This window comes from Streptomyces aculeolatus (genome assembly GCF_020400605.1).
Classification (GTDB): Bacteria; Actinomycetota; Actinomycetes; order Streptomycetales; family Streptomycetaceae; genus Streptomyces; species Streptomyces aculeolatus.
Window position 1 is genome coordinate 60,506 of sequence record NZ_JAINRD010000032.1, and the last position, 13,718, is coordinate 74,223.

10 protein-coding genes are annotated in these 13,718 nt (G+C 72.1%); 8 read left to right on the forward strand and 2 right to left on the reverse strand.

What is annotated here, in order from left to right; genetic code table 11:
* Positions 1-117: 117 nt before the first annotated feature.
* The gene (gene pyk / locus LG396_RS35460; protein WP_026276161.1) at positions 118-1,551 is read left to right on the forward strand and encodes a pyruvate kinase; all 1,434 of its coding nucleotides are present in this window, start codon (positions 118-120) and stop codon (positions 1,549-1,551) included.
* Between the two features lie 207 nt (positions 1,552-1,758).
* Here pyk and polA read toward each other — a convergent pair whose 3' ends face one another.
* On the reverse strand, positions 1,759-4,434 hold the full coding sequence (gene polA / locus LG396_RS35465) for a DNA polymerase I (protein WP_225797869.1): 2,676 nt from the start codon (positions 4,432-4,434) through the stop codon (positions 1,759-1,761).
* A gap of 146 nt (positions 4,435-4,580) precedes the next feature.
* Between polA and LG396_RS35470 the strand changes: the two genes are divergently transcribed.
* Positions 4,581-6,911, forward strand: coding sequence for an FdhF/YdeP family oxidoreductase (locus LG396_RS35470; protein ID WP_225797862.1), 2,331 nt, complete (start codon positions 4,581-4,583; stop codon positions 6,909-6,911).
* A 19-nt stretch (positions 6,912-6,930) separates the two neighbouring features.
* Positions 6,931-7,380 (forward strand): PaaI family thioesterase, encoded by a 450-nt coding sequence (locus tag LG396_RS35475; protein ID WP_037750735.1) that lies wholly within the window; start codon positions 6,931-6,933, stop codon positions 7,378-7,380.
* Between the two features lie 44 nt (positions 7,381-7,424).
* On the opposite strand, the gene LG396_RS35480 is transcribed toward LG396_RS35475, so the two are convergent.
* Positions 7,425-7,727, reverse strand: coding sequence for a hypothetical protein (locus LG396_RS35480; protein ID WP_225797863.1), 303 nt, complete (start codon positions 7,725-7,727; stop codon positions 7,425-7,427).
* Positions 7,728-8,167: 440 nt separating this feature from the next.
* Between LG396_RS35480 and LG396_RS35485 the strand changes: the two genes are divergently transcribed.
* The 5 genes from LG396_RS35485 to LG396_RS35505 are packed head-to-tail and all read left to right on the forward strand — an operon-like array spanning position 8,168 to position 13,547.
* Positions 8,168-9,526 (forward strand): sulfotransferase family protein, encoded by a 1,359-nt coding sequence (locus LG396_RS35485; RefSeq protein WP_225797864.1) that lies wholly within the window; start codon positions 8,168-8,170, stop codon positions 9,524-9,526.
* Positions 9,523-10,704, forward strand: coding sequence for a glycosyltransferase family 4 protein (locus tag LG396_RS35490; protein ID WP_018835619.1), 1,182 nt, complete (start codon positions 9,523-9,525; stop codon positions 10,702-10,704). Before LG396_RS35485 ends, LG396_RS35490 begins: the two co-directional genes overlap by 4 nt.
* Positions 10,697-11,266: an adenylyl-sulfate kinase gene (gene cysC / locus LG396_RS35495; protein WP_018835620.1), complete on the forward strand. Its 570-nt coding sequence runs from the start codon at positions 10,697-10,699 to the stop codon at positions 11,264-11,266. Before LG396_RS35490 ends, cysC begins: the two co-directional genes overlap by 8 nt.
* Entirely contained in the window at positions 11,263-12,189 is a 927-nt protein-coding gene (gene cysD / locus LG396_RS35500; RefSeq protein ID WP_018835621.1) for a sulfate adenylyltransferase subunit CysD, read from the forward strand. Before cysC ends, cysD begins: the two co-directional genes overlap by 4 nt.
* Positions 12,190-12,191: 2 nt before the next feature.
* Positions 12,192-13,547, forward strand: a complete 1,356-nt coding sequence (locus tag LG396_RS35505) for a sulfate adenylyltransferase subunit 1 (RefSeq protein WP_018835622.1) — start codon at positions 12,192-12,194, stop codon at positions 13,545-13,547.
* The last annotated feature ends 171 nt before the right edge of the window (positions 13,548-13,718 follow it).

A 13,718-nucleotide genomic window follows, 5' to 3' on the forward strand; every position in this document is an offset into this window, starting at 1 on the left:
GCGGCGCGCACGTTTTATTAGTTGTCAGCTCGATCTCAATAGACCTTCGCTCAAATGTCGTTGGGGAATGGCCGATAACCGGTTCCCTACTTGTGGGTAAGTCATAGAGTCGAATGTATGCGCCGAGCGAAGATTGTCTGCACCCTGGGTCCAGCGACCGACACATACGACCAGATCAAGGGCTTGGTCGAGGCCGGAATGGACGTCGCCAGGTTCAATCTCAGCCATGGCACTTACGCTGAGCACGAGGAGCGTTACGCACGGGTGCGCAAGGCCGCGGACGAAACGGGGCGCAGCGTCGGCGTGCTCGCCGACCTTCAGGGCCCGAAGATCCGGCTGGGCACCTTCCGCGAAGGTCCTGTATTTCTCGAACGGGGCGATGAATTCACCATCAGCGTCGACCCGGTCGAAGGTGACCGCCAGTGCTGCGGCACGACGTACGACGGGCTGGCCGCCGACGTCGGGCGCGGCGAGCGGATCCTCGTCGACGACGGCCGCGTCACGCTGGAGGTGACCGCCGTGGACGGGCCCCGGGTCCGCACCATGGTCATCGAGGGCGGCATGGTCTCCGACCACAAGGGCCTCAACCTGCCGGGCGTCGCCGTCTCCGTCCCCGCGCTCTCCGCGAAGGACCGCGACGACCTGCGCTGGGCGCTGCGCGCGGGCGCGGACATCATCGCGCTGTCCTTCGTCCGCTCCGGGCAGGACGTCCGCGACGTGCACCGGATCATGGACGAGGAGGGCCGGCGGGTCCCGGTGATCGCCAAGGTGGAGAAGCCGCAGGCGGTCGAGAACCTGGAGGGCATCGTCGACGCCTTCGACGGGCTCATGGTGGCCCGCGGCGACCTCGGCGTGGAAATGCCGCTGGAGCAGGTGCCGATGGTGCAGAAGCGGGCGGTCAAGCTCGCCAAGCGGAACGCCAAGCCGGTCATCGTCGCCACGCAGATGCTCGACTCGATGATCGAGGCGTCCCGGCCGACCCGCGCCGAGGCGTCCGACGTCGCCAACGCGGTGATGGACGGCACGGACGCGGTGATGCTGTCCGGCGAGACGAGCGTCGGCAAGTACCCGATCCAGACGGTGCGGACGATGGGCCGGATCGTCACGGCGGCGGAGGAGGAGATGCTCGCCAAGGGCCTGCCGCCGCTGACCGAGCGCAACAAGCCGCGCACGCAGGGCGGCGCGGTGGCGCGCGCGGCCGCGGAGATCGGCGACTTCCTCGGGGCGCGCTACCTGGTGGCGTTCACGCAGTCCGGCGACACCGTGCGGCGGCTCTCGCGCTACCGCTCGCCGATCCCGGTGCTGGCGTTCACCCCGGACCCGGCGACGCGCAGCCAGCTCAACCTGACGTGGGGCGTGGAGACCTTCCTCGGCCCCATGGTGCAGACGACCGACGAGATGGTCGCGCAGGTCGACGAGCAGTTGCTGAAGATCGGCCGCTGCCGCAGGGGCGACGTGGTCGTGATCACCGCCGGCAGCCCGCCCGGCATCCCCGGCTCGACGAACCTCGTCCGCGTCCACCACATCGGCGAGGACGACCCGGCGAGCTGACGCCCCCGTCGGGCCGGACCGGGGGCGTCCCGGCGGGTGGCCGGTGGGGGAACGGCGCGGCGCCCCGCGCGCTCGCGTATCACCGCGCACTGCCGCCGCCTGCCTGCCACAGGCGGCAGCGGCACGCGCTGCTGCCGCACGCGCCGGTCGCGACGCGTCGGCCCTCCCGGCGCGTGAGCGGTGCCCGCCCGCGCCGGCCGGGAGGCGTCAGTGCGCGGCCGACTCCCAGTCCGCACCCACACCCACCGAGACGTCCAGCGGCGCCCGCAGGGTGACCGCGCCGGCCATCTCGCGCCGCACCAGCTCCTCCACCTGCTCGCGCTCGCCCGGGGCGACCTCCAGCACGACTTCGTCGTGCACCTGGAGCAGCAGCCGCGTCGTCAGCGACGCCGCCGTCAGCGCCCGGTCCACCCGCAGCATCGCGAGCTTCACGATGTCCGCCGCGGTGCCCTGGATCGGCGCGTTGAGCGCCATCCGCTCGGCCATCTCGCGCCGCTGGCGGTTGTCGCTGTTGAGGTCGGGCAGATACCGGCGGCGGCCGAACATCGTCTCCGTGTAGCCCGTCGCCCGGGCCTCCTCGACGACGCGGCGCAGGTAGTCCCGTACGCCGCCGAAGCGCTCGAAGTAGTTCTCCATCAGCTTGTTGGCCTCGGCGGTCTCGATGCCCAGCTGCTGCGAGAGCCCGAACGCGGACAGCCCGTAGGCCAGCCCGTACGACATCGCCTTGATCTTCCGCCGCATCTCGGCGTCGACCTCGGTGCGCGGCACCGCGAACACCTGCGAGGCGACGGTGTCGTGCAGGTCCTCGCCGGAGGCGAACGCCTCGATCAGGCCATCGTCCTCCGACAGATGAGCCATCACGCGCAGCTCGATCTGGCTGTAGTCGGCGGTCAGCAGCGACTCGTACCCCTCGCCGACGACGAAGCCGCGGCGGATCGCGCGGCCCTCGTCCGTACGGATGGGCACGTTCTGCAGGTTCGGATCCGTGGAGGACAGCCGGCCGGTGGCGGCGACCGTCTGGCTGAACGTGGTGTGGATCCGGCCGTCCGCCGCGATGGTCTTGATCAGCCCCTCGACCGTGGAGCGCAGCCGGGCCTGCTCGCGGTGGCGCAGCATGATGACCGGCAGCTCGTGGTCGGTCTTGGTGGCGAGCCAGGCCAGCGCGTCGGCGTCCGTCGTATAGCCCGTCTTGGTCTTCTTCGTCTTCGGCAGGTCCAGCTCGCCGAAGAAGACCTCCTGCAACTGCTTGGGCGAGCCGAGGTTGAACTCGTGCCCCACCGCGTCGTGCGCCTCCCGGACGGCCTGCTGCACCGCGCCGGCGAACTGCTCCTCCATGGCCTCCAGATGGGCCCGGTCGACGGCGACACCGGCCCGCTCCATCCCCGCCAGCACCGCCGAGACCGGCAGCTCCATGTCGCGCAGCAGCTCCGCCGCGCCGACCTGCGCCAGCTTCTCCGACAGCGCCTCGCCGAGGTCCAGGACCGTACGGGCCGTACGCATCAGCGCGTCCCGCTCGGCCGCCTCCTGGTCGCCCTCCTCGCCGTCGAGGCCCAGCTCCAGCTGCCCGTCGGCCGCCGGGGGCTCCAACTCGCGGCCCAGATAGGCGATCGACAGCGCGTCGAGCGCGAACGTCCGCCGCCCGGGGGTGACCAGATAGGCGGCCAGGGCCGTGTCCACCGTCACGCCCTCGACGCGCCAGCCGTGCTCGGCGAAGACGCGCATGGCGCTCTTCGCGTCGTGCACCGTCTTGGGGGCGGCGGCGTCCGCGAGCCAGCCCGCGAACGCCTGCTCGTCCGCGGCGTCCAGCCGGGCCGGGTCGAACCACGCGGCCGGGCCCTCCGCGGTGGCCAGCGCCACTTCGGAGACGCTGCCCACGCCGAGCTGCCAGGTGCCGACGGTGGCCACGCCGAGCGGCCCGGAGCCGTGCTCGGCGAGCCACGGCGCCAGCTCGCCCGTCGCCAGCACCCGGCCGTCGACCTGCACCCCCGGCTCGGGCTCGGCCTCGACCTCGGCGGCGCCCGGGTCGGCGTTGAACAGCCGCTCGCGGAAGTTGGGGTTGCGGAACTCCAGGGCGTCCATGATGACCTGGAGCGACGTCCGGTCGTACGGCCTGCGCTCCAGGCCCTCCGGGCCGGCGGGCAGCTCGACGGCGCGGTCCAGCTCGGTGAGCCGGCGGTTGAGCTTGACGGCGTCGAGGTGGTCGCGCAGGTTCTGCCCGGCCTTGCCCTTGACCTCCTCGGCCCGCTCGGCCAGCTCCGCGAACGACCCGAACTGCTTGATCCACTTGGCCGCGGTCTTCTCGCCGACGCCCGGAATGCCCGGCAGGTTGTCGGAGGGGTCGCCGCGCAGGGCGGCGAAGTCCGGGTACTGCGCGGGCGTCAGGCCGTACCGCTCCTCGACCTTCGCCGGCGTGAAGCGGGTCAGCTCGGAGACGCCCTTGGTGGGATACAGCACCGTCACGTGGTCGGAGACGAGCTGGAAGGAGTCCCGGTCGCCGGTGACGATCAGCACCTCGAACCCGGCGGCCTCCGCCTGCGTGGCCAGCGTGGCGATCACGTCGTCCGCCTCGAAGCCCTCGACGGCGAAGCGCGGCACGTTCATCGCGTCCAGCAGCTCGCCGATCAGCTCGACCTGGCCCTTGAAGTCGTCGGGCGTCGAGGTGCGGTTCGCCTTGTACTCCGCGAACTCCGCGGAGCGCCACGTCTTGCGCGAGACGTCGAAGGCGACGGCCAGATGCGTCGGCGCCTCGTCACGCAACGTGTTCGACAGCATCGATGTGAAGCCGTAGATCGCATTGGTGACCTGCCCGCTGACGGTGGAGAAGTTCTCCGCGGGTAGCGCGAAGAACGCCCTGTATGCCAGGGAATGTCCGTCCAGCAGCATCAGGCGGGGGCTGCTGGGGTCACGGGTTTTCGATGCGTTCTCAGCCACGGCTCCGATCCTGCCATGCCGCACCGACAACGGAGTCCGCGACGGTGCGGCATGGCAGGATCGAAGCCGTAGGCCCAACCCCAGAAAGGGTGACCGCCATGGCCGGCAAACCGCCCGTCGGCGACCCCGTACAGGACGCCCCGGAGGTCACCCCTCCGCAGCAGTCCGCTGTCGGCGCCGCCGCCATCGCGCACGCGCTGCGCACCGGACAGGAGCAGATGGGTGTCCGGCGCACGGCCCGCACCCTGCTGCGCGTCAACCAGCGCGACGGCTTCGACTGCCCGGGCTGCGCCTGGCCCGACCCGGACCGGCCGCACACCTTCGAGTTCTGCGAGAACGGCGCCAAGGCGGTCGCCGAGGAGGCTACGCTGCGCCGCGTCACCCCCGAGTTCTTCGCCGAGCACCCCGTGGCCGACCTCGCCGGACGCAGCGGCTACTGGCTGGGCCAGCAGGGCCGGCTCACCCACCCCGTGTACCTGGCGGAGGGCGCCGAGACGTACGAGCAGGTCTCCTGGGAGCGGGCGTTCGCGATCGTCGCCGAGGAGCTGACCGCCCTCGACTCGCCCGACGAGGCGGTCTTCTACACCTCGGGGCGCACCGGCAACGAGGCCGCGTTCCTCTACCAGCTCTTCGCCCGCGAGTTCGGCACCAACAACCTGCCGGACTGCTCCAACCTGTGCCACGAGTCGTCCGGCTCCGCCCTCACCGAGACCCTCGGCGTCGGCAAGGGCAGCGTCCTCCTCGACGACCTCCACCAGGCCGACCTGATCATCGTCGCCGGGCAGAACCCGGGCACCAACCACCCGCGCATGCTCAGCGCGCTGGAGCACGCGAAGAACAACGGCGCCCGCATCATCACCGTCAACCCGCTGCCCGAGCCCGCCATGGTCCGGTTCAAGAACCCCCAGACGGTACGCGGCCTCGCGCGCGGCGGCACCCCGCTGACCGACCTGTTCCTCCAGGTCCGCGTCGGCGGCGACCAGGCGCTCTTCCGCGCCCTGGCCCGGCGGATCCTCGCCGCGCACGACTCCGGCGCGCAGGCCGTCGACGAGGAGTTCGTCGCGGAGCACACCCACGGCTACGAGGAGTACGCGGCCGCCGCCCGCGGCTACGCCGACGCCGACGCGGAACGCGCCACCGGGCTGGCCGCCGCCGACATCGACCGCGCCGCGGAACTGGTGCTCGCCGCCGACAGGATCGTCGTCTGCTGGGCGATGGGCCTCACCCAGCACAAGCACGCCGTGCCCACCATCAAGGAGATCGTCAACTTCCTGCTCCTCGGCGGCCACGTCGGCCGCCCCGGCGCGGGCGTCTGCCCCGTGCGCGGCCACAGCAACGTCCAGGGCGACCGCACCATGGGCATCTTCGAGCGGCCCGCACCCGCCTTCCTGGACGCCCTGAAGCAGGAGTTCGGCTTCGAGCCGCCCCGCCACCACGGCTACGACGTCGTACGCGCCATCCGCGCGCTGCGCGACGGCGACGCCAAGGTCTTCTTCGCCGTCGGCGGCAACTTCGTCTCCGCCTCGCCCGACACCGGGGTCACCGAGGCCGCGATGCGCCGCGCCCGGCTGACGGTGCACGTGTCGACCAAGCTCAACCGCAGCCACGTCGTCACCGGTGCCCGCGCGCTCATCCTGCCCACCCTGGGCCGCACGGAGCGCGACCGGCAGCCCGGCCCGGACGGCCGCGGCCACGAGCAGTTCGTGACCGTCGAGGACTCCATGGGCGTCGTGCACGCCTCCCGCGGCCGGCTCGCGCCCGCGAGCGACGCGCTGCTGTCGGAGGTCGCGATCGTCTGCCGGCTGGCCCGCGCGGTCCTCGGCCCGGACAGCGCCACGCCCTGGGAGGAGTTCAGCGGCGACTACGGCCGCATCCGCGACCGCATCGCGCGCGTGGTGCCCGGCTTCGAGGACTTCGACGCCCGCGTCCGCCGCCCCGGCGGCTTCACCCTCCCGCACGCCCCGCGCGACGAGCGCCGCTTCCCCACGAGCACCGGCAAGGCCAACTTCACCGCGAGCCCGGTGACGTACCCCGAGGTGCCCGAGGGGCGGCTGCTGCTGCAGACGCTGCGCAGCCACGACCAGTACAACACCACGATCTACGGCCTGGACGACCGCTACCGCGGCGTGCGCGGCGGCCGGCGCGTCGTCCTCGTCCACCCCGACGACGCCGCAGAGCTCGGCCTCGCCGACGGGGCGTACGCGGACATCGTCGGCGAGTGGCGCGACGGCGTGGAGCGGCGCGCGGACGGCTTCCGCGTCGTGCACTACCCGACGGCCCGGGGCTGCGCGGCCGCGTACTACCCCGAGACCAACGTGCTGGTGCCGCTGGACTCCACCGCGGACACCAGCAACACCCCCACGAGCAAGTCCCTGGTGGTCAGGCTGGAGCCGGCCGCGTCTACGGTGGAGCCCGACACGACGGTGTAGAGGACGGAGCCGGGCACGCATGGGCGAGCACACCACGAAGTTTCCCCAGGAGATCCTCGACGAGTTCGCCGGCGTCGGCGTCGATCTGGAGAAGCTGTTCTCCGCCGGCGCCCTCGGGCAGCGCATGGGCCTGAAGGTGCTGGAGGCGGCGCCCGACCGGGTCGTGGGCACGCTTCCGGTGGAGGGCAACACCCAGCCGTACGGGCTGCTGCACGGCGGCGCCTCCGCGGTGCTCGCCGAGACCCTGGGCTCCGTCGGCGCGATGCTGCACGGCGGCCCGGCGAAGGTGGCGGTCGGCGTCGACCTCAACTGCACCCACCACCGGGGCCTGCGCTCGGGCCTGGTCACCGGCGTGGCCACGCCCCTGCACCGCGGCCGGTCCACCGCGACGTACGAGGTAGTCGTCAGCGACGAGGAGGGCCGCCGGGTGTGCACCGCACGGCTCACCTGCCTGCTGCGCGACGCCTGACCCGCGGCGGACCGGCATACGGCGGCGACCGCCGCCGGGCCGCCTCAGCGGCGCGGTGCCCTCCACCCGTCCTTGACGACGACCTTCTTCACCGGCGCGCGGTCACCGCGGACGTCCGTCCGCTTGCTCTTCTTCTTGCAGTGGCCCCGGTGCATGTCCTTCACGTGCACCCGCTTGCCGGCCTCGCCCGCCGAACCGCCCGGGCCGTGCGTGACGTGCTTGGTCTGCGCACAGGGCCGGTACGGCGCGGCGTGCGACCCGGCGGCGCTCGCGGCCCCCGCGCTGCCCAGCAGGACCGACAGTGCCGCGACCGCGGTGACCGCGGCGCGCTTCATGGTGGTGTTCATTGCGAAATATCCCCTTCCGTGCCGGTCCGTCCGGCACGGGCACCACGATCGACCGCGCCCCGCCCCGAGCCAACTCCCGCCGCCCGCCCGCGTGTCCCGCCGCGGGACATCCCCACGGGCCCGGGGATGAGAAGCCCATGAGAATCGCTCACCCGATACGCTCAGAACGGCCGCCTCCGGGGCCGCCCCCTCTCATGCCGCTCTCATGGTTCTCAGCACCCCTTCACCCCCGGCGGCGCATACGTCCCGTGCGGAATTCACCCGTCCGGGCGGTGCGAGGCAGTGCCCGGGACGGATCCCGCAGGTCTGCGCGGGTCCCCGGAGGTCGCTGTGACCAGCGCCACTCCCCCTCAATCAAACTAGCCATGACCTGCACGTTTAGGGAACATGCCGGTCGGGTACGTTGCCCGTCTCACAAACGCCTTCTAGCCTCGGGGCGCATGAACCTCCTCCGGAAGCTCAATCACAAGCTCGGCGCAACCACGGGTTTCGAGATCCGCAAGGCCGGGCTGCCGCAAGCGCCTGCCCAGAAACCCGCCCCGGCCAAGGAGCCCGTGGAGCCGAAGCCGGCCGTGCAGGTCGCGTACCGTCCCCCGGAGGACCCCGAAGTCGACCGGCTGCTCAGGCGGCCCGTGTTCATCATGTCGCCGGTACGCTCCGGCTCCACCCTGCTGCGCCTGCTCCTCAACGCGCACTCGCGGCTGCACTCCGCCCACGAGCTGCACTTCCGCCGGCTGGAGGTCAACGCCAGCACCAAGCTCGCCGAGCGCGCCATGGCCGAGCTGGGCCTGGAGCGCGGCGACCTGGAGCACCTGATCTGGGACCGGGTGCTCCACCGCGAGCTGGTGCGCTCCGGCAAGGACTTCCTGGTGGAGAAGACGCCCAGCAACACCTTCGCGTACAAGCGCATCGCCGCCTGCTGGCCCGACGCCCGGTTCATCTTCCTGCTCCGCCACCCCGCCTCCATCGCCCGCTCCTGGTACGAGGCCGACCCGGAGAAGCGCACCGAGGAGGAGGCCGCCCTCGACGCGCTGCGCTACATGCGCGCCACGGAGCGCGCCCGCCAGGCCCTGCCCGGGCACGTCGTGCGCTACGAGGAGCTGACCGACGACCCCGAGTCCGCCATGAAGGGCATCTGCTCCTACCTGGAGATCGACTTCGAGCCCGGCATGCTCGACTACGGCTCCCAGACCCAGACCAGCTACAAGAAGGGTCTCGGCGACTGGAAGGACAAGATCCGCAGCGGCCAGGTGCAGGCCGGCCGCGCGCTGCCCACCGCGGAGGAGATCCCCGAGCCGCTGCGCGAGATCAGCACCGCCTGGGGCTACCTCGAAGGCCGGGCCGGTGACGGCGCGGCCGCCGCCCGCGAGCCGCACGCCGAGATCGCCGAGGTCTGGCCCCGCGACGGCGCCGTACGCCTCACCGGCAGCCTGCACGGCGTCGACGGCGGGGACGCCGGCCCCTGGGAGATGCTCCTCGTCCGGCGCGACCACGAGGACCAGCAGCTGCGCTACCCGGCGGAGCTGGCCGACGGCGGCTTCGACGTCACGGTGCCCGTCGCCGACCTGGCGCCCGCGGGGCTTACCACCCCGGCCCAGTGGGACATCCACCTGACCGCCGGCAAGGCCGACACGGAGGTCCGGCTGCGCGCCGGCCGCCACCTGGACGGGATCACGGGCAAGAAGAACATCATGGTCTTCCCCGGCCAGCCCGCGCGGATCGACGGCGCGGACGTCGAGGTCAAGCCGTACTACACCATCAAGGACAACCTCTCCGTCGAGGTACTGCCGGCCTCATGAAGATCCGCTACCTGCTCATGCACGCCTACGGCACGGGCGGCACCATCCGCACCGTGTTCAACCAGGCCGGTTCCATGGCCGCCGCGGGCCACGACGTCGAGATCGCCAGCATGCAGCGCACCCGCGACGAGCCCCACTTCCCCCTCCACCCCGACGTCACCGTCACCACCCTGGTCGACCAGCGGCCCGGCGCCCGCGAGGCCGAGCTGGCCGCGGCCGGCCCCAGGGCGGCCGAGAAGCGCGTCGAGCGGGAGGGGCAGCCGCCCCGGCACATCCCGCCGGGGGAGTTCGCGTACGAGCGCTACAACCGCCACGTCGAGGACACTGTCATCGCCTGGCTGGAGCGGCAGCGCGACGCCGTGATCGTCCCGACCCGCCCCGGGCTGAACTTCCTCACCGCCCGGTTCACCCCCCGCTCCTGCCGCAAGATCGCCCAGGAGCACATGAACCTGGGTACGCATCCCTCGGACATCCGCGCCGCCATCCAGCGCGAGTACCCCCGCTTCGACGCCGTCGCGGTCCTCACCCACGGCGACCGCGAGGACTACCAGGAGCTGCTGCCCGACACCCGGGTCGTCCGCATCCCCAACGCCGTGCACACCGGCGACAAGAAGCTCACCACCTACGCCGACCACGTCGCCGTGGCCGCCGGCAGGCTCTTCCCGCAGAAGGGCTTCGACATGCTGATCCCGGCGTGGGCGCAGCTCGTGGAGAAGTTCCCCGACTGGCAGCTGCGGATCTTCGGGACCGGCGAGAAGAAGGCCGAGCTGCGCCGGCTGATCAACGAGAACCACCTGTACAACCACGTCTTTCTGATGGGGCACACGCACAAACTGGACGATGAACTTGCGAGAGCATCCTTTTATGTGCTCAGCTCGCGGTTCGAGGGGCTGCCCATGGTGATGATCGAATCCATGACCCACGGACTCCCCGTGGTCAGCTTCGACTGTCCGACGGGCCCCGCCGACGTGCTCACCCACGGGAAGGACGGCCTGCTGGTGCCCCGCAAGGACGTGGACGGGCTGGCCGAGGCCATGGGGCAGCTGATGGACGACGAGGGCCTGCGGGCCGACATGGGAGCGGCGGCACTGCAGACGTCGCGCTCCTACACTCCCGAGGCGGTCCATCCGCAGTGGGAGGCATTGTTCGAGGAGATTCACGGGAGTGGGAGTGCCTGACAACGCACCCGGCGCCGACGGCGTACACGCGCGCGGCGCCACGATCTGGCTCACCGGCCTGCCCAGCGCGGGAAAGACGACGCTGGCGCGCGCCTTCGGCGAGCGGCTGAGGGCCGCCGGCCACCGGGTGGAGGTGCTGGACGGCGACGAGATCCGGGAATTCCTCACCGCGGGCCTCGGTTTCACCCGCGGGGACCGCGACACCAACGTGCAGCGCATCGGCTTCGTCGCGGAGCTGCTCGCGTCGCACGGCGTGAAGGTCCTCGTACCGGTGATCGCCCCGTACGCGGACAGCCGCGAGGCGGTGCGCAAGCGCCACCAGACGGAGGGTACGACGTATGTGGAGGTGCACGTGGCCACGCCCGTCGACGTCTGCGCCGAGCGCGACGTGAAGGGCCTCTACGCCAAGCAGGCGGCCGGCGAGATCTCCGGTCTCACCGGCGTGGACGACCCGTACGAGCCGCCCGCGGACCCCGATCTGCGCATCCCCACGCACGAGCAGAGTGTCGAAGAATCCGCGGCGATGCTTCACGCCGCGCTGGTGGAACGAGGTCTCGCATGAGCCAGGTCGAGCAGGCCGCCGCCCAGGACTTCCAGTTGCCGCACCTGGACGTGCTGGAGTCCGAGGCGGTGCACATCTTCCGCGAGGTCGCGGGGGAGTTCGAGCGTCCGGTGATTCTCTTCTCCGGCGGCAAGGACTCCATCGTGATGCTCCACCTGGCGCTGAAGGCGTTCGCGCCGGCGCCGCCGCCGTTCGCGCTGCTGCACGTCGACACGGGGCACAACTTCCCCGAGGTGCTGGAGTACCGCGACCGCGTCGCCGCGCAGCACAACCTGCGGCTGCACGTCGCCTCCGTCCAGGACTTCATCGACCGCGGCGAGCTCAAGGAGCGCGCCGACGGCACCCGCAACCCGCTGCAGACCGTCCCGCTGCTGCGCGCCATCGAGGAGGGCCGCTACGACGCGGTCTTCGGCGGCGGCCGGCGCGACGAGGAGAAGGCCCGCGCCAAGGAGCGCATCTTCTCCCTGCGCGACGAGTTCGGCGGCTGGGACCCGCGCCGCCAGCGCCCCGAGCTGTGGCAGCTCTACAACGGCAAGCACGCCGTCGGCGAGCACGTCCGCGTCTTCCCGCTGTCCAACTTCACCGAGCTGGACGTCTGGCAGTACATCGCCCGCGAGAAGATCGTGCTCCCGGACATCTACTACGCGCACCGCCGCGAGGTCTTCCTGCGCAGCGGCATGTGGCTCGCCCCCGGCGAGTGGGGCGGCGCCAAGCAGGGCGAGCGCGTCGAGACCCGCACCGTGCGCTACCGCACCGTCGGCGACATGTCCTGCACCGGCGCCGTGGACTCCGACGCCGACACCATCGAGAAGGTCATCGCCGAGATCGCCGCCACCCGCCTCACCGAGCGCGGCGCCACCCGGGCCGACGACAAGATGTCCGAGGCCGCCATGGAAGACCGCAAGCGCGAAGGCTACTTCTGATCATGACTGTGAACCCACCCGCCCCCGCCACGGAGCCGGCCGCGCTCACCGAGGTCTCCCTGCTGCGCTTCGCCACCGCGGGCAGCGTCGACGACGGCAAGTCGACGCTCGTCGGCCGGCTGCTGCACGACTCCAAGTCGGTCCTCGCCGACCAGCTGGAGGCCGTCGAGCGCGCCTCCGCCAGCCGCGGGCAGGACGCCCCCGACCTGGCGCTGCTCACCGACGGCCTGCGCGCCGAGCGCGAGCAGGGCATCACCATCGACGTGGCGTACCGCTACTTCGCCACCACCCGGCGCCGCTTCATCCTCGCCGACACCCCCGGCCACGTGCAGTACACCCGCAACATGGTCACCGGCGCCTCCACCGCCGAGCTGGCGGTCATCCTCGTGGACGCCCGGCACGGCGTCGTCGAGCAGACCCGCCGGCACGCCGCGGTCGCCGCGCTGCTGCGTGTGCCGCACGTGGTCCTGGCCGTGAACAAGATGGACCTCGTCGGCTACGCGGAGGACGTCTTCGCCGCGATCGCCGCCGAGTTCACCAAGTACGCCAAGGCCCTCGGCGTGCCCGCCGTGACCACCATCCCCATCTCGGCGCTGGAGGGCGACAACGTCGTCACCCCGTCCGCCGTCATGGACTGGTACGCGGGCCCCACGGTGCTGGAGCACCTGGAGACCGTCCAGATCGACCACGACCCGCGCGGCCGCGTGACCCGCTTCCCCGTGCAGTACGTGATCCGCCCGCAGACCCCGGAGCACCGCGACTACCGCGGCTACGCCGGGAAGATCGCCTCCGGCATCTTCCACGTCGGCCAGCCCGTCACCGTGCTCCCCTCGGGCCGCACCTCCAGCATCGCGGCCATCGACGTGCTCGGCGAGAGCGTCGACGCCGCCTGGGCGCCGCAGTCGGTCACCATCCGGCTCGCGGACGACATCGACATCTCCCGCGGCGACATGATCGCCCCGAGCGACCAGGCCCCCGACGCCACGCAGGACATCCAGGCCACCGTCTGCCACCTGCACGACACCGCGCTCACCCCCGGCGCCCGGGTGCTGCTGAAGCACACCACCCGCACCGTCAAGGCGATCGTCAAGCAGATCCCCGACCGGCTCACGCTCGACGACCTCTCCCACCACCCCGCCCCGGGGTCCCTGGAGGTCAACGACATCGGCCGCGTCGTGCTCCGCACCTCGGAGCCGCTGCCGATGGACGCCTACGGCGACTGCCGGCGCACCGGCTCGTTCCTGCTGATCGACCCCGCGGACGGCTCCACCCTCGCCGCGGGCATGGCGGGTGCCGCGTTCGCGGGCGCGGACAGCGAGAAGCGGGCCGAACTCGACGACGCCGAGTGGGACTTCTGACCGCACCGCGGCCGGCCGCCGGCCTCCCGGGACGCTGACGGCGCTCCCGGGGGCCGGCCCCGGATCCGGGTACGCCCGCGGCGGGGGGGGGGGGGGGGGCCCCCCCCCCCCCCCCCCCCCCCGCGCGGGGGGGGGGGGGGGCCCGGGGGGGGGCCCCCCCCCGGGGGCCCC